The sequence below is a fragment of the Lapillicoccus sp. genome, assembly GCF_046595215.1.
Lineage (GTDB): Bacteria > Actinomycetota > Actinomycetes > Actinomycetales > Dermatophilaceae > Lapillicoccus.
The window spans coordinates 21,937-47,219 of sequence record NZ_JBKJPP010000210.1; the positions used below are offsets into that span (position 1 = coordinate 21,937).

The window sequence follows — 25,283 nt, forward strand, 5'->3', positions numbered from 1 at the left end:
CTCACCAAGGGACCTCCCCACTAGGCTTCGGGACGCCGACAGGCACCGACGTTCCCGGAGGGTCGATGTTCACCAAGGTCCTGGTTGCCAACCGAGGCGAGATCGCCGTGCGCGCCTTCCGCGCCGCGACCGAGCTCGGGGCCACGACGGTCGCGATCTTCCCCCACGAGGACCGCAAGAGCGAGCACCGCCTCAAGGCGGACGAGGCCTACCAGATCGGCGAGCCCGGTCACCCGGTGCGTGCCTACCTCGACCCGGAGGCGATCGTCGCGACCGCGGTCCGGGCCGGGGCCGACGCGGTCTACCCAGGCTACGGTTTCCTGTCGGAGAACCCCGACCTGGCCGAGGCCTGCGAGGCCGCCGGTGTGGTGTTCGTTGGCCCGCCCCCCGCGGTGCTGCACCTGACCGGCAACAAGTCCCGGGCCATCGCGGCCGCGAAGGCGGCCGGCCTGCCGACGCTCAACAGCGTCCCCCCGAGCGGGGACCGGGAGGTGCTGATCGCCTCTGCGGACCAGGTCGGCTACCCCCTCTTCGTCAAGGCCGTCGCCGGCGGTGGCGGGCGCGGGATGCGCCGCGTCGAGCGGGCGCAGGACCTCGGCGAGGCACTGGACGCGGCGATGCGCGAGGCCGAGTCCGCCTTCGGTGACGCGACCGTCTTCCTCGAGGAGGCCGTGGTCAGCCCGCGCCACATCGAGGTCCAGATCCTCGCCGACGGCCTGGGCAACGTCGTCCACCTCTACGAGCGGGACTGCTCGGTGCAGCGGCGCCACCAGAAGGTCGTGGAGATCGCGCCCGCCCCCAACCTCGACCCGGGGCTGCGGGACCGGATGTGCACCGACGCGGTGTCCTTCGCCCAGGAGATCGGCTACGTCAACGCCGGGACCGTCGAGTTCCTCCTCGACCCGCAAGGCCGCTACGTCTTCATCGAGATGAACCCGCGCATCCAGGTGGAGCACACCGTGACCGAGGAGGTCACCGACGTCGACCTCGTCCAGTCCCAGCTGCGGATCGCCGCCGGGGAGAGCCTGGCCGACCTCGGCATCCACCAGGACATGATCCAGCTGCGCGGCGCCGCGCTGCAGTGCCGGATCACCACCGAGGACCCCACCAACGAGTTCCGTCCCGACACCGGCGAGATCACCGTCTACCGCAGCGCGGGCGGGTCGGGGGTTCGGCTCGACGGCGGCACGGTCTTCGTCGGCGCCGAGGTCGGCGCCCACTTCGACTCGATGCTCGTCAAGCTGACCTGCCGGGGCCGGGACTTCCCGGCGGCCGTGGCCCGGGCCCGGCGGGCGCTGGCCGAGTTCCGCATCCGCGGGGTCTCGACCAACATCCCCTTCCTGCAGGCGGTCCTCGAGGAGCCCGACTTCGTCGCCGGTCGCGCGACCACGGCATTCATCGACGAACGTCCCTGGCTGCGCACGTCGCGCACCCCTGCCGACCGCGGCACCAAGCTGCTCACCTACCTCGCGGAACGGACCGTCAACCAGCCCCACGGTCCGGCGCTCAGCAACGTCTCACCCCGTGGCAAGCTCCCGCACATCGACCTCGCCGCCGCGCCGCCGCCCGGAGGTCGCGACCGGCTCGTCAGCCACGGCCCCGAGGCCTTCGCCGCCGCGCTGCGGGCACAGACAGCGGTCGCGGTGACCGACACGACGTTCCGCGACGCCCACCAGTCGCTGCTGGCGACCCGGGTGCGCACCCGCGACCTGATGCACGTGGCACCCCATGTCGCCCGCCTCACCCCGCAGCTGTTCAGCGTCGAGGCCTGGGGCGGCGCCACCTACGACGTCGCCCTCCGGTTCCTCTCCGAGGATCCCTGGGAGCGGCTCGCGGCCCTCAGGGGGGCGATGCCCAACCTCCCCATCCAGATGCTGCTCCGCGGACGCAACACGGTGGGCTACACGCCCTATCCCACCAAGGTCACCGACGTCTTCGTCACGGAGGCGGCCCGGACCGGCGTCGACATCTTCCGCATCTTCGACTCCCTCAACGACGTCTCCCGGATGCGGCCGGCCATCGACGCGGTCCGGGCCACCGGGACGGCCGTCGCCGAGGTCGCCTTCTGCTACACCGGCGACCTCACGAGCCCCGGCGAGCGCCTCTACACCCTCGACTACTACCTGCGTCTGGCCGAGCAGATCGTCGACGCCGGGGCGCACATCATCGCCGTCAAGGACATGGCCGGCCTGCTGCGCGCGCCCGCCGCCCGCACCCTCGTCACCGCCCTGCGCGAGCGCTTCGACCTGCCGGTGCACCTGCACACCCACGACACCGCCGGCGGCCAGCTCGCGACCCTGCTCGCCGCGATCGACGCCGGCGTGGACGCCGTCGACGTGGCCAGCGCCTCGATGGCCGGCACGACGAGCCAGCCGCCAATGTCGTCACTGATCGCCGCGACCGACGGCACCGATCGCGAGACCGGGCTCGACCTCGACGCAGTCTGCAGCCTCGAGCCCTACTGGGAGGCCATGCGCGTCATCTACGCCCCCTTCGAGTCCGGGCTGCCCTCACCGACCGGCCGGGTCTACACGCACGAGATCCCGGGCGGGCAGCTCTCCAACCTGCGCCAGCAGGCGATCGCCCTCGGGCTCGGCGAGCAGTTCGAGGCCATCGAAGACATGTATGCCGCGGCGAACCACCTGCTCGGAAACATCGTCAAGGTGACGCCCAGCTCCAAGGTCGTCGGTGACCTGGCCCTGGCCCTGGTGGGAGCGAATGCCGACCCGGCTGACTTCGAGGCCAACCCGACGAAGTACGACATCCCCGACTCGGTCATCGGCTTCCTCAACGGCGACCTCGGTGAACCCCCGGGCGGGTGGCCGGAACCGTTCCGCACCAAGGCGCTCGAGGGGCGGCACACCAAACCGGCGGTGACCGAGCTCAGCCCCGAGGACGAGGCCGCCCTGGCCGCGAGCCCACGGCATACGCTCAACCGCCTGCTCTTTCCCGGCCCGACGAAGGAGTTCGCGCAGAGCCGCGAGCGCTACTCCGACCTGTCCGTGCTCGGGACGGTCGAGTTCCTCCACGGCCTCGAGATCGGGATCGAGCACGAGGTCGACCTCGAGCCGGGCAAGAAGCTCATTCTCGGGGTCCAGTCCGTCTCCGAGGCCGACGAGCGCGGGCTGCGCACCGTGATGTGCACCGTCAATGGCCAGCTGCGTCCGGTGCAGGTGCGCGACCTCACGGTAGAGGTCAACGTGCGCCAGGCCGAGAAGGCCAACCCGTCCGACAAGCGGCAGGTGCCGGCGCCCTTCGCCGGCGTCGTGTCGGTCACCGTCGCCGAGGGTGACACCGTCGAGGCGGGGGTGAGCGTCGCGACGATCGAGGCGATGAAGATGGAGGCGGCCATCACCGCCCCAGTCGGCGGGGTCGTCGAACGGCTGGCCATCGCCACCCAGCAGCAGGTCGAGGGCGGCGACCTCCTGCTCGTCATCGGAACAGGCGGTGCTGCCGGGGCCCCGGCAGCGGAGACCGACCCGAGCTGACGTCCGACGGCGCGGGGCCGGCGCGGCGCCGGCGTGCGGCTACCAGGAGCCGGAGCTCGAGCCGCCCATCCCGCCGCCGGAGAAGCCGCCGCCGCCGAAGCCCGAGCCGCCTGACGACCCCGTGGTGGCGCTCGCCGCGAAGGTGCCGCCGGCGCTCGTGGCGAAGCTGCCCGCTCCGTCGGCGATGCTGGCGAAGTTCGGGAAGGCGGCGCCGCTGTAGAGGTACCAGAGCGGCATCGAGATCTGGGTCCCGGCCGCTGCCGCTGCCTCGGCGACCTGCTGGAAGGTCGAGGCCCACCGGTCCGCGACCCCGAAGACGATGGCGTAGGGCAGGAACCTGCTGAAGATCGCCTGGGCCTCCTCGAACCGGATCTGGTTGGCCTCCGCGGTGACGAGGTACTGCTTGAAGCCCAGCGACTGGGCGAGCATCGCCGAGCCCGCCGCCGTCTTGGCTGCCATCCGCTTGCCGAGGAACCGGAAGATCAACCCGGCCACGATGAGCCCCAGGCCGAGGACGGCACCGGACGGGACGCCGATCCTCAGGCCGGCGGTCCGGTCGATGTCGCTCGTCACCCTCCCGAGGTAGACGAAGGAGGCCGCGCCGGCGCCCATCAGCAGGAACCCGAGGGCCTGCCACCCGGCCCGCTGCGACTGCGGCGACTTGCGGAACCAGCCGCGGTCGACGACCTCCTGGTACATCTCGCCCTTGGCGCTCGACAAGGTGGCGGCGAAGTGGGTCTTCAGGGAGGAGAGGTCGACCGGGTTCGAGGTCGCGAAGATCCCCTCGAGCAGCGTGGACTCGTAACGGCGAAGCGTCTCCTCCGGCCGCGGCACGAGCCGCGTCAGGCGCCAGTCGGTCCGCGAGAACACGCCCTCCGACTGCATCTCCTCGATCTGGAGGAATCCCCGGACGGCCAGGTCGACGACGGTCGCCGACACGTCGACGGTGTTGACCTCCTCGTCGATGATCGTCCCGACCATCCCCGGCTGGACACCGGCCGGCGGGGTGAACTGGACCGCCACGGTGGGGGCGCCGCCCCTGACGGTCCGGGCGCCGCCCTGGTCCTGCGTCGGGCCGGGGGTGAGACCGGGGGTCATCCCGGCATACCACTCGTCACGCCCCCGCGTCGCGACGAGCGTGCCCATGAGGCCGGCCGCGACGACCGGGACGGCCACCCCGCCGGCCAGTGCCAGCGCGCTGACGAGCTTGGCCTGGCCGGCGTCCATCGAGGAGCCGCCGCTGCGCAGGTCGGGCTTGAGGTCCCCGAAGCCCCCGAGGGGGAGCTTGGTGGCGATGGTGAGGTCCTCGTTGGCGCGCAGGTTGCTCACCGAGAAGGTCGCGGGCGACCCCGGCTGGGAGGTGTCGCAGGCCTGCCCGGGGTCGGTGTTGCCGCGGGAGCAGCGGGCCTCGGTCACCCCGCCCGGTCCCGTGACGCTGACCGTGACCGTGTCCTTGGGGACCGGGTCGGCCTTGAACACGGTGAAGAAGAACTCCGCGTGGTCCGGGAAGGGGTTCATGATCTTGGCGAGGTGGTAGGTGATGACGTAGGTCTGCGGCCCGGAGATGGTCGTGTTCGCGTCCCCGATCCGGATCTGGGTCGCGGACCCCAGGTCGCCCAGCTTGACCCCGGTCGGGGCCCCGGTCGGGCTCTGCACCGTGACGGCCGAGATCGAGAAGTAACGGTAGGTGTCGCCGTCGGCGTTGTTGCCGTTGCTGTTGTCGATGGCCTGTCGCACGACGATGTTGCGATAGATCCCGTGTCGCGCCGAGCCGGAGGTGCCGAACCGGTAGTCGATGGTCTCGGTGAAGGTGGCGCCGCCGTCCCGGTCCAGGACGACCTGCTGCGCGAAGGAGGCCATCCGGTCGACCCGCTCGTCGGCGGTCGCCCTGGCCGCCACGCCCCAGCTGCTCACCGAGGCAGGGCCCGCGGAGGACACCGGCCCCGCTGCGGCGGACGTCGCCGGGAGGGCGACCATGACCACGAGCATGGCGAGCACGGCATACAGCGAAGCGAGCCGGTGCCCGCGCCGTTCAGCTGCGACCCCCCGGACCGCCCTGCCGGGACGGCTCATCGGGACTCCCTGGTGCTCATGGCACGCTCGGCCTCGCGCTTGTCCTGGCGCTCGCGCAGCGCGTTGCGCTTGTCGTACTCCTTCTTGCCGGTGGCCAGGGCGATCTCGACCTTGGCGCGGCCGTCCTTGAAGTAGAGGGCGAGCGGCACGATGGTGCGCCCGCTCTCGCGGGTCTTGGACTGGATCTTGGTCAGCTCGTCGCGGTGCAGCAGCAGCTTGCGCCGGCGACGGGGGGTGTGGTTGGTCCAGGTGCCCTGGGTGTATTCGGGGATGTGGACGCCCTCGAGCCACAGCTCGTTGTCGGTGAACTGCGCGTAGCCGTCGACGAGGGAGGCCCGGCCGGCACGCAGCGCCTTGACCTCGGTGCCCACCAGCGCCAGCCCCGCCTCGAAGGTGTCCTCGATGTGGTAGTCGTGGCGCGCCTTGCGGTTGCTCGCGACCACCTTGCGCCCGCGTTCCCTGGCCACGTCACCCTCCCTGTGTCACGGCGCACCCTCGCGGCACACACGCCGACCCACCCCACGGTATGCCGGGTGGGCCGCTGTCCGTCGCAACGCTACCCGCTCGTCGTGCTCGCCCCGCACCGCACCGAGTCCCCAAGGGGCGTACGAGCACGGGTCAGAGCGGGGTCAGATCCACTTGCGGGGGTTGACGAAGGTGCCGTTCTCGAGGGTCTCGAAGTGCAGGTGGCATCCGGTGGAGTAGCCGGTGTTGCCGGAGTAGGCGATGAGCTGACCGCGCTTGACGGCGCCGCCGGTGACGGCGAACGAGCTGAGGTGGTTGTAGGTCGTGACGAGGTCGACGCCGCTGACGATGCCGTGGTCGATGACGACCCGGTTGCCGTCCCCACCGCCCGGACCCGCGCTGATCACGGTGCCGTCGGCGGTGGCGAAGACCGGGGTGCCGCAGGGCACGCCGAAGTCGGTGCCGGTGTGCAGCTTCATGATCAGCAGGATCGGATGGAAGCGCTGACCGAACTCGGAGGTGATCGGCGCGTTGGCCGGCTGGCTGAGGAAGCCGCTGCCGCCCGTGGGGGGGCTGTAGACCTGGCGGGCCGCTGCGGCTGCTGCCGCGCGGGCCGCCTCGGCGGCCGCCGCCTTGCGGGCCTGCTCGACCAGGAGGGCCTGCAGCTGGGCCTGCTCGGCCTGGGCGGCCACGAGCCGGGCCTGCTCCTCGACCTTCTTGGCCTCGACCTGCTGGGCGTGGGCCGCCTGCTGCGCGACGAGAGCGTCCAGTTCGGCCTTGGCACGCACGGCGGCGGCCCGCGCGGCTGCGGCCCGGGAGAGCGCTGCCTCCGCCTGCTGCTTGAGGTCGAGGATCTCGGCGCTCACCGCAGTGAGGTAGGCCTGCTGGGCCGACCCCTCGGCGCGCGAGGTCTGCAGGTCGTGCAGGGCGGCGGTGGTCAGGGACGAGACGGTGTCCGCGAGGACGACCCGGGTCGCGAAGTCATCGGCGCTCGTCGCGCCCAGGGCCACGGACAGCTGGGAGCCACCACCGCCCTGGAACATGTCGGCCGCGAAGTTGTCCAGGGTGGCTTGGGTGTCCTCGAGCTGCTTCCTGGTCGTGGCCATCGCCTCGACGGCGCGCGCCTGGTTGGCCTGGGCCACGGCGAGCTTTGCGGCGACGTCGTTGTTGTGCTGGGTGGCGCCCGTCTCGGCGGTCTGGGCCTGCGCCAGGTCGGCCTGGGCCGCCGGGACCTTCGCGGCGGTGGCCTGCCAGGCCTGGTAGGCCTGGACGAGCTCGGTCGAGGTGCCCTCGAGGGCGTCCTGCATCTGGACGACCTCCTGGTCCTTCTGCTTCTTCTCGTCGCCGGTGTCGGCCGAGGAGGTGGCGGAGGTGGAGATACCCAGGGCGGCGGTGCTCACGAGGACCAGGCCGGCGGCCGTGAGGCGGGCGCGCAGGAGCGACGCTCGCCCCTGGCGACGGATCGTCCTCATCTTTGGTCCTCCTCTCGGGTCCGGGTGCCTGCCCACGATGCCATGCGCTAGACCCGCAGATAGCGACGTAGCGTGAAACCGGACGTGAATACAGCCAAAAGGACGACCCCGCCGACGACCCATGGCGTGATCAGCAGGACGTCCGGAACGCCGATAAAGGCCGTGTCGAGCATCGCGTTGCTCAGGTAGCCCGAGATGCCGTAGCGGACCGTGGCCCACAGCAGCCCCATGGCCAGCCCCGCCCCGATGAGCGCCGAGACCACCGTCTCCATGACGAACGGGAACTGGATGGTGAAGTTCGACGCCCCCACGAGGCGCATGATGCCGGTCTCGCGCCGTCGACTGAAGGCCGTCTGGCGGATCGTCGTCGCCATCAGCAGGGTCGCGCAGATGACCATCAGGACGGCCAGCGCGATCGCCGACCAGGAGACGACGTTCATGAAGGAGAAGAACTTGTCGAGGAGCTGCTTCTGGTCCTGGACCTTGCCCACACCGGGGGCCCCCTGGAACGAGCTCGCGATGACGTCGTACTTGCTCGGGTCGGCCAGCGAGACCCGGAAGGAGTCGGCGAACGCGCGCTCGGTCGCCTGCTCACCGAGCGGGGAGTTGCGGAACTGGTCCTTGAAGCGCTGGTAGGCCTCGGCCTGGGACTCGTAGTACACGTCCTTGACCGTCGGCTTCATCTGCTCGAGCTGGCCCTTGACCTCGGCGCGCTGCGCCTCCGTGGTCGCCTTCTCGGCGCAGTTGGGATAGAGCGACTTGTCGACGCAGAGGAAGACCGAGACCTGGACACGGTCGTACCAGTAGTCCTTCATCGTGTCGACCTGGCGCTGCGCGAGCAGGCCCAGGCCGAGCAGATACATCGAGATCATCGTCACGAGGACGACGGACACGACCATCGAGACGTTGCGGCGCAGGCCGTTGCCGATCTCGCCAAGGAGGAAGGTGATGCGCATCTGGTCCGGTTCTCCCTCGTCTACTTCCGGCGGAAGCGCAGCTTGCCGGTCCGCGGCTCGCCCGCCCGGGTCGTGGACACGTTGGGCGGGTCGGCCTCGGCGGGTCCGTTGACCGCGGCGACAGCCACGAGGTCGTCGCCGGGCTGGCCCACGCCGGGCTGGCCTGCGTCGGGGTCCTCGGGCGCCGCCCGCTCGGACGTCGGCGCCTCGTAGCGGGGCACGACCGACTCGCTCCTGCCGTAGCCGCCGCGGACCTGGTCGCGCATGACATGACCGTTCTGCAGCTCGATGACGCGCTTGCGGAAGGCGTTGACGATCTCGTCGTCGTGCGTGGCCATGACGATCGTCGTGCCGGAGCGGTTGATCCGGTCGAGGAGGTGGACGATATCGAGGCTCGTGGCCGGGTCGAGGTTGCCGGTGGGCTCGTCGGCCAGGAGGATCGCCGGCTTGTTGACGACGGCGCGGGCAATCGCGACGCGCTGCTGCTCACCACCGGACAGCTCGTGCGGCAGCCGCTTCTCCTTGCCCTCGAGCCCGACCATCTTGAGCGTCTCTGGCACGGTCTGGCGGATGATCGAGCGGGAGCGGCCGATGACCTGCAGCGCGAACGCGACGTTCTGGTAGACGGTCTTGTTGGGCAGCAGCCGGAAGTCCTGGAAGACGGTGCCGATCTCGCGGCGCAGCTCGGGGACCTTGCGGTCGGGCATCTGCGACAGCTCACGGCCCGCGACGAGCACCGAGCCGAAGGTCGCGTTCTCCTCCTTCAGCGCCAGCCGCAGCAACGTCGACTTGCCCGAGCCGGACTGCCCGACAACGAAGACGAACTCGCCGCGCTCGACCTCGAGCGAGACGTCATCGAGTGCGGGACGTGTCGTTCGTGGGTACGTCTTGGTGACGTTCTCGAACAGGATCATGTGGGCGGCCTTCTGGCACTCGGGGAGACACGGCGGGCACCCCACCGACCGGGGGCCACGCGCCTTCGAGAGTACGGGGCCGGGCTGTGGAACCAGTGTTACCGGTGTGGTGTGGCGTGGCGCATGTGACGCGGAGCCGGCGACCCGGCATACCAGCGGTATGCCGTCCGGGCGGCCCGGGGAGGACGGTCAGTTGCCCTTCTCGGCGTTGCGCCGCCAGCGGATGCCCGCCTCGATGAAGCCGTCGATGTCGCCGTCGAAGACGCCGGAGGTGTTGCCGACCTCGTACTCTGTGCGCAGGTCCTTGACCATCTGGTAGGGGTGCAGGACATAGGAGCGCATCTGGTCGCCCCAGCTCGCCTTGATGTCGCCGGCCATCTCCTTCTTAGTCGCGTCCTCCTCGGCCTTGCGCACGAGCAACAGCCGCGACTGGAGCACCCGCAGGGCGGCGGCGCGGTTCTGGATCTGGGACTTCTCGTTCTGCATCGAGACGACGATGCCGGTGGGCATGTGCGTCATCCGGACCGCGGAGTCGGTGGTGTTGACCGACTGCCCGCCGGGCCCGGACGAGCGGAAGACGTCGACCTTGATCTCGTTCTCGGGGATCTCGACGGAGTCGTCGGACTCGATCAGCGGGATGACCTCGACCGCCGCGAACGAGGTCTGCCGGCGGCCCTGGTTGTCGAAGGGGCTGATCCGCACCAGGCGGTGGGTGCCGGCCTCGACGGTGAGGTGTCCGAAGGCGTAGGGGACCTTGACCTCGAAGGTCGCCGACTTCAGGCCGGCCTCCTCCGCGTAGGACGTGTCGAGCACGCTCGTCGGGTAGCCGTGCCGCTCGGCCCAGCGCAGATACATCCGCATCAGCATCTCGGCGAAGTCCGCGGCGTCGACGCCACCGGCGCCGGAGCGGATGGTCACGACCGCCTCGCGCTCGTCGTACTCGCCGTTGAGCAGGGTCCGGACCTCAAGCTCGCCGAGGGTCTTCTTCACGCCGACCAGCTCGCGCTCGGCCTCCGCCATCGTCTCCGGGTCGCCACCGTCCTCGGTGCCCATCTCGACGAGGGTCTCGAGGTCCTCGACCCGGCTGTCCATGCTCGTAACCCGCTCGAGCTCGGAGTTGGCCCGCGACAGCGCCGACGTCACCTGCTGCGCCTTCCCCTGGTCGTCCCACAGGTCGGGCGCCGAGGCCTGCGCCTCGAGCTCGGTGATCTGCGTCCGCAGGGCGGCGAGGTTGGTCACCTCGCGCACGGAGTCCATCGTCGCGCGGAGGGTTTTGATCTCTTCGGGGAAGTCGACAGCCACGAGGAGTCAGCCTACGGCAGCGCGGTCCGCCGGCCCGCACGCTCGTCATCCGTCACCACGCGTCCACTGCCCGAGCCCCGGCCCGTATGCCGTGCCGGCTCAGTTGAGCGCTCAGTTGAGCGGGGCGCGGGCGCGGGCCTCGACGGTGATCGTGACCGAGCCGCCGAGGGCCGCGAGGATGCCGTCGGTCAGGGGCAGGTCGGCGACGCCCTGGAGCACGACGACGGCCGTCTGGCCGTCGCTCGTCCCCGTGCCCGCAGCCGTGGTCCACGAGCTGATCCCGGAGGGCCTCGGGCGCGATGCGAGGTTGCGGGCCGCCGTGTCCTGGACGGTCGCGCTGCTCACGGTCACCGACGATCCGAAGCCCGTGGCGTAGGCGCCGGGCTCATCGAGGGCATCCGCGGCGTCGAGGGCGGCCGCGTCGGCGGCATCGAGCAGTCTCGTGCGGGCGATCTGGGTGGCGGTGACGTCGATGTCGCCGACGATGAGCAGCAGGACGATGCCGAAGATCCCGAGGATCAGCACGGAGACCTGGCCCCGTTCGCGGGGGCGCCGGCGCAGTCCCGCGAACGGCCGGGTGCGCAGCCGGGTGCGCAGCCGGGCGAAGCTACCGGCGGACGGCATACCGGGTCGCGTCGTCATCAGGGTCATCGCCCGGCGAACCGGTCAACCGCCGCGACGTGGGTCGCGCTGACGGGGACGGACATTGGGACGGAGCCCGTGAGGAAATCGGGCAGCAGCGGCAGTCGGACGGTGATCGTCGCCTGGGTGCTGACCCGGCCCTCGGGGCGCAGGCAGGGCGAGCCGTCGCAGGAGATGGCGACCACCCCGGCATCGCCGAAGCCGTAGTCCTCGAACGAGATCGCTGCTGCGGCCTCGCCGCGCGGGTAGGCCTGGGCGTCGCTCTGGGCGGTGGTGAATGCTCGCCCGGCCTCGCGCGACGCCGTCGAGACGGCGAAGGCTGCAGCCTGGATGCGACCGACGACCATGACGAGATAGACCAACGGGACGAGGAGCAGGACGCCGAGGAAGACGAACTCGACGACGGCCCGGCCGTCGTCGCGTCGCTGCAGCCGCAGCAGGATCCGCCGGGCGCCGCCGCGCAGCATCAGGATCACTGCGACTCCAGGAAGGCGCGGCCGCTGACGGTCATCGTGCCGGTCGGCCCGAGCAGCCCGATGACCGGAAACGGCGCCGTCACGAAGACCTCCACCACCGCGACGCCGGCGGTGGTCGTGCTCGTGCGCGCCGTCACCCCCTGGGCGTATGACGGCGAGAGGCCACGGGTGATGAGGTCGGTGGTGCGGCGGGTCCCGTCGCCCAGGGTGGCGTCCGCCCGGGCGCCGAGCCGCGCGCCCTCGGACGCGCACGAGATGAGCGTGTTGCGCACGTAGAGCGCGACCCCGAGCTGGAAAACGCCCATGCCGAGGACGAGGACGAGCCCTGAGACCATGACGAACTCGGCGATCGCCGAGCCGCGGTCGCGTCGGCGCCGAGTGAGCGATCTCAGGGGCAGGTCACGCCTGCGCCACATCGGCGTTCACGGTCTGCTGACGCCGCTCATGGCCGTCCTGAAGAGGTCGACCAGGGCTGGGCCGGCGACGAGCCACAGGGCAGAGACGAGACCAGCCGTCATCACGGTGATCAGCACCCAGCCCGGGACGTCCCCGCGGTCTCTGCGGCCGAGCACGCACAGTCCTCTGCTGATGATGCGTGTCATGTTTCTTCCCCTCGGTTGTGGTCGGCGGTGGACGTGTGCGTGTGCGTGTGCGGTTGGCGTGATCAGACGGTGAAGCGAAGGAACGCGAAGCCGGGGTAGATGGCGAACAGGACCGTCACGGGCAGCACCATGAAGACGACGGGCACCATCATCGCGATCTCCTTCTTGCCGCCGGACTCCATGACGGCCCGGCGTCCGGCCTCGCGCACGTCCTGGGCCTGGGCACGCAGGACCTCTGCCAGCGGGGTGCCGCGCTCGACCGCGACGACGATCCCGTCAACGAACCGGGCGAGGCTGACCAGGCCGGTGCGGTCGGCCAGACCCTGCAGGGCGTTCGGGAGGTTCGCGCCGGCTCGAGCGTCGGCCAGGCAGGCGGCGAGCTCGGTGGCGAGCTCGCCGTGAGAGAGCCGGCAGACGCGTTCGAGGGCACCTGTGGCGCCCTCTCCGGCGCTGACGGCAAGGGCGAGCAGCTCTGCCACCGTGGGGAACTCGGCGAGCATCCGCTGCTCGCGCCGGTCGGCGACATGGCTCAGCCACTGGTCTCGCGCGACGATCCCGGCGCCCGCGAAGCACAGGGTCAGGAGGGCCACGGGCACGGCCTGCGCGTTGCGGGCAACCATCGCGAGGGCTCCGAGGACACCCCCGACGGCGCCCCCGATGGCGCCCCAGATCACCTGCTCGGCGCGGAAGCGTTCGAGGTCGGGTGGCTGCCCGGCACGCTGGAGCCGACGACGCACGGAGGACGCACCGCCGAGGAGGCGCTCGACCCCGGCAGCCAGGTCCGTGACCAGGGGCCGGAAGATCCGCGAGATGCCGAGCCCGGAGACGCCTGCGGTGCGACCGACCGCCAGCAGCCGTGAGGGCCGGGGGGCATCCCGGAGGTAGGGCTCGAGTCGGGCCTCGAGCCCGGTGCGCCTCGAGACCGGCAGACCCGCCACGACGAGGGCGAGCCCCGAGGCGAGCATCAACCCGAGGAGCGCCCCGGACCAGCTCCACCCGGACGCGACGGCCTGTTCGATGGCGTTCACCTCAGTACCCTCTCGTCGTCGGGCAGGCGCCCGATCCGGATCATCAGGCGGTAGGCCACGACCGTGACACCGGCACCGATGGCCAGGACCAGCATCCCCGCCGGTGTGCTGTAGGCCCGGAGCGAATCCCGTTGCAGCGACAGCATCGCCAGTACCACCCAGGGCGCCGCGGTGGCGAGGCGGGCGGCGTTGACGGTCCATCCCTGGCGGGTCTCGAGCTCTGCCCGGGTGCGGGCGTCCTCCCGCAGAAAGGTGGAGAGGGTGCGCAACAACCGCCCGAGGTCGGAGCCGCCGACCTCGCGGGCGATCCGGAGGGACTCGATCAGGCGGTCCCCGACGGGGTCGCCAAGGCGGTCCTTGAGCCGGTCGAGACAGTCCTGGAACCTCCCGGAGGTGCGGTAGTCCTCCGCGAAGGCGGCGAAGGCAGGCCGCAGCTCCTCCGGACCACGGATGGCCAGCTGGCTCAGGGCCTCCGGTAGCGCGAGTCCGGCCCGCACGGCCGAGCCGATGTTGTCCACGGCGTCGGGCCACAGGTCGCGCATCTGGGCCCGACGCTTCCGGGCCCGCATCCGCACGAGGGCGAACGGGGCGTATCCGGCCATCACCGCGAAGCACACCGCGACCGGGGCGACGCGGGTGCTCGCGAGGACGAGGACGAAGACCAGGACGAGCCCAAGGGCGCCGGCCGTGATGACGTTGCCGGGAGTGACGCTGACGTAGCCGGCCTGCGCCAGGTCGTCGGCAAGTCGCATCCGGAGCCCGGTGCGCCGGGGTCGGGCCTCGACCTGCTCGGTCGGCCAGAGGGACCACCACACGCAGAAGAGGCCGACGCCGAGCATCAGTCCGATGAGGAGGGCGCGCATCACCCCTCCTGCGCGAGCAGTGCAGGCACGTCGTAGCCGGCTCGCTCGAACCGGTCGACGTGCGGAGGGTAGCCGTCAGCGCGGCGCAGCACTCCGCCCCGCGTCACGAAGATGTCGGCCGCCTCGATGACGTCGCCCTCTATGCGGCCGGGCACGGCCAGGATCTCGCGCACGCGGCGCACCCCGTCGCGCTCGAGGGCCTGATGGACGACGATGTCGATGGACGACGCCACGGTCGGCACGACGAACCGCGACCCGATGTTCTCGCCGGCGAGCAGTGGCAAGGTGCACATCTTGATGATCGCCTCCCGGGCGGAGTTCGCGTGGAGCGTGCACATGCCTGGCAGTCCAGAGTTCAGCGCGATCAGCAGGTCGAGGGACTCCGCCTGGCGCACCTCCCCCACGATGATCCTGGACGGCCTCATCCGCAGGGCCTCCTTCACGAGGCGACGCAGCGGCACCTCACCCGTGCCCTCGAGGCTGGGTTGACGGCACTGGAGGCTGGCCACGTCTCGGAGCGGGATCTTGAGCTCGAAGACCTCCTCGCACGTGACGACCCGCTCACGAGCGGGGATGGCCGAGGACAGGCAGTTGAGCATGGTCGTCTTTCCCGACTGGGTGCCGCCGGCGACAAGGATGTTCAGGCCCGAGACGACGCAGGCCTCGAGAAACTTCGCGGACTGGCGGGTCAGGGTGCCGAGCCGCACAAGGTCGTCGAGGTGGTCGGCCTTGACGACGAACTTGCGGATGTTGACGTGCCAGTGGTCCTTGGTGATGTCGGGGATGACGACGTGGAGCCGGGACCCGTCGGAGAGCGTGGCGTCGACGAAGGGCGAGGACAGGTCCACCCGACGGCCCGAGGTGCGCAGCATCCGCTCGACCAGGTCGCGGACCTCGTCAGCCGTGAGGATCGTCGTCGTCAGCTCGGCAATGCCGCCCCTGGCCACGAACACCTTGCTCGGTGCGTTGATCCAGATCTCCTCGATCGCGGGATCGTCGAAGTAGCGCTGCAGGGGTCCGTAGCCCGCAACGACATCGAGGATCGACTTCACGGTGTCGTTGATGCTGGCGAGGGTCGGCATGCCGCCATGCACCGAGCGCTCGTCGTAGTCGGACACCGCATCTCGCACGAGCCGGTCGACCTCGATCGGGTGGCGGGCCGGGTCCAGCCCGGACCTGCGGATCAGCTCTCTGACCTCGCCCTCGACATGACGCACTGCCTCGGACACGCGGCCCCCCTCCCTCTTCCAACCCCACGTTGGACGGCGTCATCGACGACCCGGGCCCATGCTAGTGCGCACACCAGCCGCCATCCCGAGAAGCACGAGAACCCTGTGGACAAGTTCTGGTCCTCGGGCAGCGTGCAGGGATTCCCGAGGCACCTTGCGGGGCCCCCGAGGCGGTGCGCAGCCGAGGTGGTCGCAGCCGACATCGTGCGGCTCCCGCTCCCTGTGGCCGGGGCGCCTGTGGAAAAGTCCAGCTCCCTGACCGACGAACGCGCTGGAATGACCCAGTGGGGAGGAGAGCATGCACCTGCGGATCACCGTCATCGGCGCAGTCCGTGGACATCGGGCGCACGACGTGCTCGTCGACGCCGCAGCGGGCAGCACCGCCTCCGAGCTTGCGACCGCCCTCCATCCGGTCCTGGGCACGGTCCGCTCTCCCACCCCCGTCCCGACGACACCGGCCGTCGTCCCGACGACACCGGCCCCCGTCCCTGCGGCGCCGACGCTCTTCGTCGACGGTCGACGGGTGCCATCCGACCGGCTGATCGGTGCTCCCCCGCTGCTCGATGGAGCCTTGGTCATCCTCGGGGCTCCCGGCTCGCACCCCATACGACTGGCGCCCGGAGTGCTCGAGCTGCACGTCGTCTCCGGTCCGGACGCAGGCCACGTGTTCCGGTTGCCCCCGGGCGAGCACCATCTCGGCAGGGCGGCCGAGGCCGGGCTGCGTCTCGAGGACCCGGACGTCTCAAGAGTCCACGCGATGGTGCGCGTGGAGTCGACGCACGTCACCGTGGCGGACCTGCACTCGAGCAACGGGACCCTGCTCGACGGGGCGCGCGTGGTCGGTCCCGTCGCAATGGGCCTCACGGCCACGCTCGAGGCAGGACGATCGCGCCTCCAGCTGCGCGTGCCCGGAGGCTCTCCCGCCTCGACCCGACCCGACGGCGTCGGCCACCTGCTCGTCAACCGTCGACCGCGGGTCCTGGTCTCGGGTCCACCCGTCACCGTGACCTTTCCGGACGCGCCGGACACGCCGTCCAGGTCGCGGCTGCCGCTGCTGGCCCTGGTCGTGCCCCTGGTTCTGTCCGCCACCCTCGCCGCCGTCCTGAGGTCACCCACCATGCTGTTGCTCGGGCTCATGAGCCCGGTGCTCATGCTCACGACCTGGGTCGGGGACCGGCGGGGTGGGACCGGGCGCCGTCGCAGGATCGAGGCGGCACACCTCCAGGCCCTGAAGACGGCCGACGAGGCGCTAGCCCTGGCGATCCGGGCGGAACGACAAGAGCGCGAGCGCCGCCAGCCGGACCTCGCCACCGTCCTCGGGGTCGTTGACGGCATCCAGTCCCGGCTGTGGGAGCGACGGCCGGACGACGAGGACAGCCTGGTGCTCAGGCTCGGGACCGGCCGCCTGCCCGTCTCGATCCGTGTCGTCGGTGAGAGCGCCCCAGAGGGCCGGCCCGAGGTGGAGGGCCTCCCGGTCACCCTGGACCTGCGGACCCTGGGCGTCGTCGGCGTTGCCGGCCCACGGAAGCGGGTCATGGCCATCGCCCGCGCGCTGCTCGCCCAGCTCGCCACGTGGCACTCCCCCCACGACGTGCGCATCGTCCTGCTGGTGGCAGGACGTGACCTCGACCCGGACTGGTCGTGGGTCACCTACCTGCCCCACACCGAGGTCGGCGACGGGAGCACTCGGCGTGGGGTTGCCGGCCAAGACATCGCCAGCCAGGACGTCGCCAGCCAGGACGTCGCCCAGCCGCCCGAGGGGGACCGTGTCGCCGCAGTCGTGGCCTCGGTGGCGGCCCTGGTGGGCCGGCGCGAGGAGGCCCGGGCCACCGCTGCCCGAGACGGTCCGCGACCCGATGTCGTCGTCGTCCTCGACGGCTCCGCACGACTGCGCACCGTCCCCGGGTTGAGCACCATCCTCGAGCGGGGACCCGCCGTCGGCGTGCAGGTCCTCGCGCTCGACGACGTCCAGCAGCGCCTGCCCGTGGAAGCGGGCTGCCTCGTCACCGTGGAGGGCCGGTCGACCGCCATGCTGCAACTCCCCGGCCGACACGCACCGCTGGAGGTCGTCACCGACGAGCCTCGATCCACATGGGCGACCCACCTCGCTCGGGCGATGGCCCCGCTGCGGGACGCGACCCCCGACAGCGCGGGGCGCTCCGTCCCCGCGTCGGTGCGCCTGCTCGATCTGGTCGCCGCAGCGGGTCTCGACGCACGGACGCTCGCGGGCGCATGGGCGGTCCACCCCCGCAGCACCGAGGTGGTGATCGGTGTCGGCGCCGACGGGCCGGTCCGTCTCGACCTGCGGCACGACGGACCGCACGCCCTCGTCGCCGGCACGACGGGCGCCGGGAAGTCCGAGCTGCTCCAGAGCCTTATCGCCTCGCTCGCCCTCGGGAACCGTCCGGACGAGCTGGTGCTCGTGCTGATCGACTACAAGGGTGGGTCAGCCTTCCGCGACTGCGCGCAGCTGCCCCACACCGTGGGGGTCGTCACGGACCTCGACGCCCACCTCACCGAGCGTGCCCTGACCTCCCTGGGCGCCGAGCTGCGACGTCGCGAACGGCTCCTCGCCGCGGCGGGGGCGGCCGACCTCGAGGACTACCAGGCGCGAGGGTCAGCCCCACCGATCCCCCGCCTCGTCCTGGTCATCGACGAGTTCCGCCTCCTCGCCGAGGAGTTGCCCGACTTCGTCCACGGCCTGGTCCGGATCGCTGCGGTCGGGCGGTCCCTGGGCGTGCACCTCGTGCTGGCGACGCAGCGGCCCGGGGGCATCGTCTCGGCCGACATCCGGGCCAACGTGGGGCTGCGCATCGCCCTGCGGGTGCGCGATCGTCTCGACTCGACCGACGTCGTGGAGGCGCCTGATGCGGCCACGATCCCGGAGAGCACCCCGGGCCGGGCCTACCTGCGCAGCGGCGCCACCGCGCTCACCCTCTTCCAGACGGCCCGGGTCGCCGGCACCGAGGTCGTGCAGCCGCGGGTCGTCGTCAGCCCCCTCCCGTGCTCGCAGCTGTGCCGGGCGGCGCCGCCTGCCCCCACCGCGGCAGTGGGGCAGGCGAGCGACCTGCAGCAGGTCGTCCTCACGACCACGGCGGCAGCAAAGCTGCACGGCATACCCCCTGCGCCGCCTCCGTGGCTGCCACCACTGCCCGATCTAGTGCGCCTGGAATCGCTCCGGCCCGGCGTCGGGCTCCCCCTCGGCCTGCGCGACGACCCGCTCGGCCAGCGCCAGGAGGCCTGGGGCTGGGACCTGCGCCACGGTGGTCACCTCGGCCTCGCCGGTGGCCCCCGCAGCGGCCGCACCACCGCGCTGCGCACCATCGCCGCCGCCGTGGCGAGGGGTTTCGGCCCCGACGAGGTGCACCTGTATGCCGTGCACGCCGGTGGCCTGTCCGCGCTCGCGTCGCTGCCGCACACGGCCGCCGTGGCGAGCCACGCCGACGTCGAGCACGTCGACGAGGTCCTGCGGAGCGTGCTTGCCCACGTCCGGCAACGGCACGACGACCTGGCCCGGGCCGGGTGGACGAGCGTCGCGGAGCAACGCGATGCCGCGGCCCGGACCGGCGAGGCGCCCCTGGCCTGGCTGGTGCTGCTTGTCGACGGGTGGGAGTCGGTCGTCGAGGCCCTGGGGGCGGTGGACCACGGCCGGCCGGTGCAGGACCTGCTGCGCCTCCTGCGGGACGGCGCGGCCGCCGGTGTCCGCGTTGGAGTGACCGGCGGGCGGGCGCTGCTCGCGGGCCAGCTCTCGGGGTTGCTGTCCACCCGTCTTCTGCTGCGGGTCAGTGACCCGATGGAGCTGGCCCTGGCCGGTGTCCCTGCCCGGGCGGTGCCGAGCCACCAGCCACCCGGTCGCGCCGTCGACGTCAGGGACCACCACGAGATCCAGTTCGCCGTGCTGAGTGAGGGCGGCACGGACGCGGCCCAGGCGACCGCGCTCCAGCAGCTCGGTCGGGAGGCAGCTGCCCGGTCGTGCGACCTCGATGCGAGACGGCTCCCCGAGGCGGTCCACCCGCTGCCGCGACGGCTCTCGTGGGCTGACGTCCGCAACGATCCGCGGCGTCCGGAGGGCCGTAACCACCTGATCCTCGGGGTCGGAGCCGGTGACCTCGCACCCGTCGGCTTCGACCTGACTGCGGGCGAGCGACGGATCCTGGTCGTCGGCCCCCGGAACAGCGGCCGGTCCACTGCGCTGGCCGTCCTCGTCCGCTCGCTCACGGCCGTCGGTCGCCCGGTGGTCGTGGTCGGCCCCACGGCGGGTCTCGTCAGTGCGGGTCTCCCCGCGGCCGACGGTGACGGTCGGGCGTGGGCGTCGGTGGGGGGCGACGCCGTCGACGAGCTTGTCGCGCTTCGCCGCCAACACCGCGACCTGGCGGTGGTCCTCGACGATGCCGAGGCACTGGTGGGAAGCCCCACGGAGCCGGTCCTGCGCGAGATCTGCCGGCTGGTCGACGAGGACGACGGAGTCGTGGTGGCCGCCACCTCCGCGAGCGCGATGCCGACGCCTCCGGGGACCCTGCTGGCCGACCTCGCCCGGAGCAGGACCGGCCTGCTGCTCTGCCCCGGCCTCGTCGAGGGGGACCTGCTGGGGATCCGGATCACCCGTCAGTCACCGCTCCAGGCCGGCCGGGGGCTGCTCGTCCAGCCTGGGCGGAGAGCCAGGTCGGCGCAGGTGGCACACCTCCGCGGAAACCTCTCTGACAACGTTGCCTAGTTGAACGGTAAATCCGTGTGTTTGAGCACGAAAATAACCTTTCACAGGGATGTTGTTTACCGTTTCTTGACCAAAGGGACTAGACCAACCTGGCCGGAAGAGGGATCCGTTGTCCTGACGCAAGCGTCACGATTGATCCAGCGGCCCGCGGGGGTTGCGACAAGCGAAAACGCTCGTCAGACCGCACACAAACAAGGGATTACCTGATGAAGAACACGAAGCGCGCGGCACTCGTCCTGGCCGGTCTGGGCCTGAGCATCGCCGGCGCCGGCGCCGCCTACTCCTACTGGACCACCCCCGGCTCCGGCACGGGCACGGCAGCCACGGGCAACGTCGTGGCCGTCACGATCAAGGCGACGAGCCCGGCCGTCACGGGCCTCTACCCGGGCGGCCCGACCCAGAACATCTCCGGCAGCTTCGACAACCCCAACGCCGGCAAGGTCTACATCAGCCGGGTCACCGTCGCGATCAGCGGGATCAGCGGCAGCGGCACGGACACCACCAAGCCGGTCTGCACCGGCGCGGACTACACGCTCACGCAGCCGGCCCTGACCAACGCCGAGATCGCCGCCGGCACCGCCGTGGGCGCCTGGGGCCCGGCCACCGTCGCCATGGCGGACACCGCCACCAACCAGGACAACTGCAAGGGCGCGACGGTCAACCTCACCTTCACCAGCAACTGATCGTCCACCAGCAGCGCATCCATCCCCGATAGATCTCCGACAGCTGATCGATCGGGCTGATCCACCACCTCCGCCTGTCAGGAGCCCCAGTGTCGACACCGGCCATGCGCTGGACGAGGACCGCAACCTTCCTCGTCGTGATGCTGACGCTCGGGCTCCTGATGGCGTGGTTCTCCGCCCGCCAACCCGCCCGACTCGTCCCCATCGGGGCGGCTGGCTCGGTCACCGGCCTGGCACCCCACCGGACGACCCCCGTTGACGGTCCAAACCAGTGCAAAGCAGCCGGTAACACCGCCGTCACTGGCTACGATTCATCCATCCCGGGTTCCGCGGTCCACGTCGTCCCCCGGGGCAGCACCATCTCCGTGCCCCTCACCGTGCCGTTCGTCAGCTCGGGCGCCGACCAGGGCAGCTGCCGCGACGTGACGTTCCCGTTGCGGTTCAGCGGCACCGCGACCCCAGGACAGGGAGGCACCCCATGAGGCGCCCCGTCCTGCGCAGCGCTGCCAGTCCCTTTTCCAGGTCCGGTCGACGAGGCACCGCGGCCCGTCGCGCCACCGGCGTCACGGTCCTGACCACCGCCCTCGTCCTCGTGGGCGGGAGCGCCTTCGCCTACTGGAGCATCGTGGGCAGCGGCAGCACGACCGCACAGACCACCACGACGACCCCCCTCACCGCGTCCGGCACGGTCAACGGCGTGCTCTACCCCGGCGGACCGGCCCGCAACCTCGACGTCACCCTGACCAACCCCGGCACCATCGCCGTCACTGGCACCGGGTTGAGCGGGGCCGTCGTGTCCGCAGCCGGGGGCCAGGGCGCCTGCGCCGTGGCGGGCGCCCCCTCCGGCCTCAGCGTCGCGAGCCAGACAGTGAACGTGTCCATCCCGGCGGGCGGTCAGGCCACGGTCAGCCTCCCGGCGGCCGTCACGATGTCGACGTCGTCGGCGACCGGCTGCCAGGGAGCCACCTTCACCATCAGCCTCCAGGTCACCGGGAGGGTCGGATGACGCGTCACGCCCTCGTCGGCCTGACCGCAGCCACCGGGATCCTGCTCAGTGCCGGTCCGGCCTGGAGCCTGTGGTCCACCGTCGGCTCCGGCACCGCCACGGGCACGGCCACCGCCCTGACGCAGCCCGCGGCCCCCTCGGCCAGCGCACAGTCCGCGACGTCGGTCGCCGTCAACGGACCCCTGCCCGCCACCCAGCTCCCCGGCACGACCTACGACATCGTCCGCAACGGCTCGGCCGTCGTGTGCTCCCCGACCGCCTCGCCCTACGCCTGCTCCGACACCGGCCTCACCGCCTCGACCACCTACAGCTACGCCGTCGTCGCCAAGCTCGGCGCCTGGCGGTCCACCTCGCCGGCCGGGACCGGGACGACCCTCTGCGGCGGACCCGACACCTTCGTCGTCGGCGCGCCCACCCAGGTCACGGCCGGCGCCGCCTTCACCGTGACCCTCACGGCCAAGACCTGCAACAGCAGCACCGACACCATGTTCACCGGGGCCAAGACCCTGGCCCTCTCGGGGCTTGCGACCAGCCCCAGCGGCCAGGCCCCCACCTATCCCACGACGGCGACCTTTACGTCCGGCGTGGCCACGGTGAGCGTCACGGCCTTCGACGCCGAGGCTCCCACCCTCACCGCCACCTCGGGCGTCGTCACCGGCACCGACCCCCTGACCGTCGTCGCGGGCGCCCCGAACTCCCTGTCCTTCAACGGAGCGACTAATGGGGCCCCCGTCGTCCTCACCTGTACCGCCCCCTCAGCCACCCGGACCTGCACGCAGTCGACGGCCGGGTCCACGGGCAATAAGAGGACCTGGAGCGCGACCGTCGGGCTGACCGATCTGTGGGGCAACGTCACTACGGCCACTACGGCCACGACGGTCACCTTCAGCGGAGGCACCACCGTCGACGGCCAGCTGACGATCGCCGCGGGAAGCACCGAAACCACCCTGTACTCCTACAGCCTGCCGAGGACCGGCACCTCGACCCTGAGGGCCTTCACCTCGATGCTCAGCCTCACGGTGACCGGCGCCGGCTGAGCCCACCACACTCCCTCGCTCCCGGGTCCCACAGCCCGGGAGCGGGGGCCTCAGACGGTGAAGACGATCTTGCCGAAGACGTCCCCGTCGACCATCCTGGCGAAACCGTCCCGGGCCTGCGCCAACGGGTGGACGGAGTCGATGACCGGCTGGATCTGCTGCTGCGCAACGAACTTCGCGAGCCGCTCGAGCTCGGAGCGGCTCCCCATCGTCGAGCCGATGACCCGCAGCTGCTTGAAGAAGATCTTGGTCAGCTCAGCCTTGGCCGGGGCATCACCGGACGTCGCGCCGGCGATGACGACGGCGCCGCCGGGGTTGAGGGAGTTGACCGAGTGGGACCACGTCGCGGCGCCCACCGTCTCCATCACGGCGTCGACGCGCTCCGGCAGACGCTCCCCCGACGCGAACGCCCGGTCGGCGCCGATCTCGACGGCCTTGGCGCCCTTGGCCTCGTCGCGACTCGTGACCCACATCCGCAGGCCGGCAGCGGAACCCAGCTGCACCAGGGCAGTCGCGACGCCCCCGCCGGCGCCCTGGACGAGCACCGTGTCACCCGGGGTGACGCCGGCGTTGGTGAAGAGCATCCGGTATGCCGTGAGCCACGCCGTCGAGAGGCAGGCCGCGGTCTCCCAGGACAGGTCCGACGGCTTGGGCACGAGGTTCGACGTCGGCACGGCCACCCGCTCGGCGAGGGTGCCGTCGTGCACCTCCGACAGCAGCGAGCGCTTCGGGTCGAGGGTCTCGTCACCGCCCCACCCGGGACTGGCCACGACCGCGTGGACGATCACCTCGTTGCCGTCCGGGTCGACACCGGCCCCGTCGCAGCCAAGGATCATCGGCAGGCGGTCGGCCGGCAGGCCCACGCCGCGCAACGACCACACGTCGTGGTGGTTGAGGCCCGCGGCCCGCAGGGACACGGTGGTCCAGCCCGGACGGGCCTGTGGCTCCGGTCGCTCGGCGACTTCGAGTCCGCTCAGGGGGTCGGTGGCATCGATTCGGGCGGCGTAGGCAGCAAGCATGCGGCAACCCTACCGACCCCCTCCACCACTCGTGGGGGCTACTACTCGCGGCGGTGCGGACCTGACACGGTTCCACATTCGTGTCACCGGCGTGTCACGGTTCCAGTTTTCGTGTCATCTGGAAACTGTCGAGGGGTGCCCACGACGGCGATTTGGACACTGAGGCGCTGTAGGTCGCTGACGGTGCGGAGATCGGCACGTCGCTGGGTGATGGGATGCGCGTCCTTCACCGCATGCCGGCGCGCCAGACCTCGACTGGACCGAGCGACTCGCGGCTGGATCCGGACGATTCGGCGTCGCCAGCGGTGGTGTGCTTCGGGCAGGGTGTCGGTGTGAGCGAGGACCAGAAGCAGCAGTTGCATGACTACCTCACGGAGACCCGTGAGGCGGTGATCTGGAAGGCCGAAGGGCTACCTGAGTACGACGTGCGCAGGCCGCTCACACGTACCGGGACCAACCTGCTTGGACTGGTCAAACATCTGTCGATCGTCGAGGCTCGGTACTTCGGGCAGACCTTCAACCGCCCGTTCGCACCGCACCTGCCGTGGTGGGACGACGATGCGCCAGAAGGTGCCGATATGTGGGTGACCGCTTCGGAAGGCCGCCAAGAGATTCTCGGCACCTACGAGGCTGCAACCGCGCATGCCGACGAGACGATCCGCTCCCTTCACCTCGATGCTCCCGGGCACGTGCCGTGGTGGCCGCGACCGAACGTCACGTTGCACGCGGTGCTGGTCCACGTCGTCACAGAGACCGCTCGCCACGCCGGCCACGCTGACATCCTGCGCGAACAACTCGACGCACGTACCGGAATGCGAGCGAACAGCCTGAACCGGGAGTTGCACGATGAGCAGTGGTGGGAGGACTACCGATCCCGCATTGAATCCGCTGCCCGAACCGTTGACTCCAACGAGCGGCGTCCTTGATTCGCGTTGGCGTGACAGACGTGCAGCCGTCACCAGCTCAACGCACGACCAGCGGCAGGAGCGCGCGATAGCACTTACCGGTGCCGGGCAGCGTGTCGTAGCCGTTCCCAAAACGTTGGCCGCACTGAATCCAGTCCTACCGCCCCTGACCGCAAGGGCACCTGACTGAGCCGCAGCGGAGCGTCGGCGGGGACGCCGATCGAACTGGCCACCGTTGCCACTCCCAAAGTCTGACCAACACGCTCCCGCAGATGAAGGACTGACCCGGCATCCACACCGTGCCAACTGGCTGGATCCATCGGCCGGATCTTCACGCGACCAACCCCTCCAGGCTTGATGCTGCGCTGCTCATCTGCGAAGTCGATCGGCCCGGACCCAACCCACCGCT

At 71.1% G+C, this 25,283-nt stretch carries 21 protein-coding genes; 7 read left to right on the top strand and 14 right to left on the bottom strand.

Going from position 1 to position 25,283, the window contains the following annotated elements; translation table 11 throughout:
• Positions 1-65: 65 nt before the first annotated feature.
• Positions 66-3,488 carry a pyruvate carboxylase gene (locus ACLL9L_RS17625; protein ID WP_411285954.1) on the top strand — a complete coding sequence of 1,141 codons (3,423 nt, stop codon included), beginning with the start codon at positions 66-68 and terminating at the stop codon, positions 3,486-3,488.
• A gap of 39 nt (positions 3,489-3,527) precedes the next feature.
• On the opposite strand, the gene ACLL9L_RS17630 is transcribed toward ACLL9L_RS17625, so the two are convergent.
• The 13 genes from ACLL9L_RS17630 to ACLL9L_RS17690 form a co-directional block, all read right to left on the bottom strand.
• The gene (locus tag ACLL9L_RS17630; RefSeq protein ID WP_411285955.1) at positions 3,528-5,561 is read right to left on the bottom strand and encodes a DUF2207 domain-containing protein; all 2,034 of its coding nucleotides are present in this window, start codon (positions 5,559-5,561) and stop codon (positions 3,528-3,530) included.
• Entirely contained in the window at positions 5,558-6,028 is a 471-nt protein-coding gene (gene smpB, locus ACLL9L_RS17635; RefSeq protein WP_411285956.1) for an SsrA-binding protein SmpB, read from the bottom strand. The genes ACLL9L_RS17630 and smpB overlap by 4 nt, the downstream gene beginning before the upstream one ends.
• 162 nt (positions 6,029-6,190) lie before the next feature.
• Positions 6,191-7,498, bottom strand: a complete 1,308-nt coding sequence (locus ACLL9L_RS17640; protein ID WP_411285957.1) for a M23 family metallopeptidase — start codon at positions 7,496-7,498, stop codon at positions 6,191-6,193.
• Between the two features lie 47 nt (positions 7,499-7,545).
• Entirely contained in the window at positions 7,546-8,454 is a 909-nt protein-coding gene (ftsX, locus tag ACLL9L_RS17645; protein WP_411285958.1) for a permease-like cell division protein FtsX, read from the bottom strand.
• 20 nt (positions 8,455-8,474) lie between these two features.
• Positions 8,475-9,368: a cell division ATP-binding protein FtsE gene (ftsE, locus tag ACLL9L_RS17650; protein ID WP_411285959.1), complete on the bottom strand. Its 894-nt coding sequence runs from the start codon at positions 9,366-9,368 to the stop codon at positions 8,475-8,477.
• 189 nt (positions 9,369-9,557) lie between these two features.
• The gene (prfB, locus tag ACLL9L_RS17655) at positions 9,558-10,670 is read right to left on the bottom strand and encodes a peptide chain release factor 2 (RefSeq protein WP_411285960.1); all 1,113 of its coding nucleotides are present in this window, start codon (positions 10,668-10,670) and stop codon (positions 9,558-9,560) included.
• Positions 10,671-10,781: 111 nt separating this feature from the next.
• Positions 10,782-11,312, bottom strand: coding sequence for a pilus assembly protein TadG-related protein (locus tag ACLL9L_RS17660; RefSeq protein WP_411285961.1), 531 nt, complete (start codon positions 11,310-11,312; stop codon positions 10,782-10,784).
• Positions 11,313-11,317: 5 nt separating this feature from the next.
• Entirely contained in the window at positions 11,318-11,779 is a 462-nt protein-coding gene (locus ACLL9L_RS17665) for a pilus assembly protein (protein ID WP_411285974.1), read from the bottom strand.
• A gap of 5 nt (positions 11,780-11,784) precedes the next feature.
• Positions 11,785-12,204 carry a TadE family protein gene (locus ACLL9L_RS17670; RefSeq protein WP_411285962.1) on the bottom strand — a complete coding sequence of 140 codons (420 nt, stop codon included), beginning with the start codon at positions 12,202-12,204 and terminating at the stop codon, positions 11,785-11,787.
• A 6-nt stretch (positions 12,205-12,210) separates the two neighbouring features.
• Entirely contained in the window at positions 12,211-12,390 is a 180-nt protein-coding gene (locus ACLL9L_RS17675; RefSeq protein ID WP_411285963.1) for a hypothetical protein, read from the bottom strand.
• Positions 12,391-12,452: 62 nt separating this feature from the next.
• Complete coding sequence (locus ACLL9L_RS17680; protein ID WP_411285975.1) at positions 12,453-13,355, bottom strand: type II secretion system F family protein; 903 nt, start codon at positions 13,353-13,355, stop codon at positions 12,453-12,455.
• 59 nt (positions 13,356-13,414) lie between these two features.
• Positions 13,415-14,281 carry a type II secretion system F family protein gene (locus ACLL9L_RS17685; RefSeq protein WP_411285964.1) on the bottom strand — a complete coding sequence of 289 codons (867 nt, stop codon included), beginning with the start codon at positions 14,279-14,281 and terminating at the stop codon, positions 13,415-13,417.
• Entirely contained in the window at positions 14,281-15,510 is a 1,230-nt protein-coding gene (locus ACLL9L_RS17690; protein ID WP_411285965.1) for a CpaF family protein, read from the bottom strand. Before ACLL9L_RS17690 ends, ACLL9L_RS17685 begins: the two co-directional genes overlap by 1 nt.
• 298 nt (positions 15,511-15,808) lie before the next feature.
• On the opposite strand from ACLL9L_RS17690, the gene ACLL9L_RS17695 reads away from it, so the two are divergent.
• The 5 genes from ACLL9L_RS17695 to ACLL9L_RS17715 all read left to right on the top strand — a co-directional run bounded on the left by ACLL9L_RS17695 (position 15,809) and on the right by ACLL9L_RS17715 (position 22,950).
• Positions 15,809-20,224 carry an FtsK/SpoIIIE domain-containing protein gene (locus ACLL9L_RS17695; RefSeq protein ID WP_411285966.1) on the top strand — a complete coding sequence of 1,472 codons (4,416 nt, stop codon included), beginning with the start codon at positions 15,809-15,811 and terminating at the stop codon, positions 20,222-20,224.
• A gap of 206 nt (positions 20,225-20,430) precedes the next feature.
• Positions 20,431-20,907 carry a hypothetical protein gene (locus ACLL9L_RS17700; protein WP_411285967.1) on the top strand — a complete coding sequence of 159 codons (477 nt, stop codon included), beginning with the start codon at positions 20,431-20,433 and terminating at the stop codon, positions 20,905-20,907.
• 89 nt (positions 20,908-20,996) lie between these two features.
• Positions 20,997-21,389: a hypothetical protein gene (locus tag ACLL9L_RS17705; protein WP_411285968.1), complete on the top strand. Its 393-nt coding sequence runs from the start codon at positions 20,997-20,999 to the stop codon at positions 21,387-21,389.
• Positions 21,386-21,913, top strand: coding sequence for a hypothetical protein (locus ACLL9L_RS17710; protein ID WP_411285969.1), 528 nt, complete (start codon positions 21,386-21,388; stop codon positions 21,911-21,913). The genes ACLL9L_RS17705 and ACLL9L_RS17710 overlap by 4 nt, the downstream gene beginning before the upstream one ends.
• On the top strand, positions 21,910-22,950 hold the full coding sequence (locus ACLL9L_RS17715; RefSeq protein ID WP_411285970.1) for a hypothetical protein: 1,041 nt from the start codon (positions 21,910-21,912) through the stop codon (positions 22,948-22,950). Before ACLL9L_RS17710 ends, ACLL9L_RS17715 begins: the two co-directional genes overlap by 4 nt.
• Before the next feature lie 50 nt (positions 22,951-23,000).
• On the opposite strand, the gene ACLL9L_RS17720 is transcribed toward ACLL9L_RS17715, so the two are convergent.
• Positions 23,001-23,969 (bottom strand): zinc-binding dehydrogenase, encoded by a 969-nt coding sequence (locus ACLL9L_RS17720; RefSeq protein WP_411285971.1) that lies wholly within the window; start codon positions 23,967-23,969, stop codon positions 23,001-23,003.
• A 332-nt stretch (positions 23,970-24,301) separates the two neighbouring features.
• On the opposite strand from ACLL9L_RS17720, the gene ACLL9L_RS17725 reads away from it, so the two are divergent.
• On the top strand, positions 24,302-24,895 hold the full coding sequence (locus ACLL9L_RS17725; protein ID WP_411285972.1) for a DinB family protein: 594 nt from the start codon (positions 24,302-24,304) through the stop codon (positions 24,893-24,895).
• The last annotated feature ends 388 nt before the right edge of the window (positions 24,896-25,283 follow it).

What these genes read in the sequence shown, in the direction of transcription:
- ACLL9L_RS17720 (WP_411285971.1), bottom strand. Translation starts at nt 23,969, where the DNA reads ATGCTTGCTGCCTACGCCGCCCGAATCGATGCCACCGACCCCCTGAGC.
- ACLL9L_RS17625 (WP_411285954.1), top strand. Translation starts at nt 66, where the DNA reads ATGTTCACCAAGGTCCTGGTTGCCAACCGAGGCGAGATCGCCGTGCGC.
- ACLL9L_RS17710 (WP_411285969.1), top strand. Translation starts at nt 21,386, where the DNA reads ATGAGGCGCCCCGTCCTGCGCAGCGCTGCCAGTCCCTTTTCCAGGTCC.
- ACLL9L_RS17640 (WP_411285957.1), bottom strand. Translation starts at nt 7,498, where the DNA reads ATGAGGACGATCCGTCGCCAGGGGCGAGCGTCGCTCCTGCGCGCCCGC.
- ACLL9L_RS17675 (WP_411285963.1), bottom strand. Translation starts at nt 12,390, where the DNA reads ATGACACGCATCATCAGCAGAGGACTGTGCGTGCTCGGCCGCAGAGAC.
- ACLL9L_RS17715 (WP_411285970.1), top strand. Translation starts at nt 21,910, where the DNA reads ATGACGCGTCACGCCCTCGTCGGCCTGACCGCAGCCACCGGGATCCTG.
- ACLL9L_RS17630 (WP_411285955.1), bottom strand. Translation starts at nt 5,561, where the DNA reads ATGAGCCGTCCCGGCAGGGCGGTCCGGGGGGTCGCAGCTGAACGGCGC.
- ACLL9L_RS17665 (WP_411285974.1), bottom strand. Translation starts at nt 11,779, where the DNA reads ATGCTGCGCGGCGGCGCCCGGCGGATCCTGCTGCGGCTGCAGCGACGC.
- ACLL9L_RS17695 (WP_411285966.1), top strand. Translation starts at nt 15,809, where the DNA reads ATGCACCTGCGGATCACCGTCATCGGCGCAGTCCGTGGACATCGGGCG.
- ftsE (WP_411285959.1), bottom strand. Translation starts at nt 9,368, where the DNA reads ATGATCCTGTTCGAGAACGTCACCAAGACGTACCCACGAACGACACGT.
- ACLL9L_RS17660 (WP_411285961.1), bottom strand. Translation starts at nt 11,312, where the DNA reads ATGACGACGCGACCCGGTATGCCGTCCGCCGGTAGCTTCGCCCGGCTG.
- ACLL9L_RS17685 (WP_411285964.1), bottom strand. Translation starts at nt 14,281, where the DNA reads ATGCGCGCCCTCCTCATCGGACTGATGCTCGGCGTCGGCCTCTTCTGC.
- ACLL9L_RS17680 (WP_411285975.1), bottom strand. Translation starts at nt 13,355, where the DNA reads ATGCTCGCCTCGGGGCTCGCCCTCGTCGTGGCGGGTCTGCCGGTCTCG.
- ACLL9L_RS17700 (WP_411285967.1), top strand. Translation starts at nt 20,431, where the DNA reads ATGAAGAACACGAAGCGCGCGGCACTCGTCCTGGCCGGTCTGGGCCTG.
- ACLL9L_RS17670 (WP_411285962.1), bottom strand. Translation starts at nt 12,204, where the DNA reads ATGTGGCGCAGGCGTGACCTGCCCCTGAGATCGCTCACTCGGCGCCGA.
- ftsX (WP_411285958.1), bottom strand. Translation starts at nt 8,454, where the DNA reads ATGCGCATCACCTTCCTCCTTGGCGAGATCGGCAACGGCCTGCGCCGC.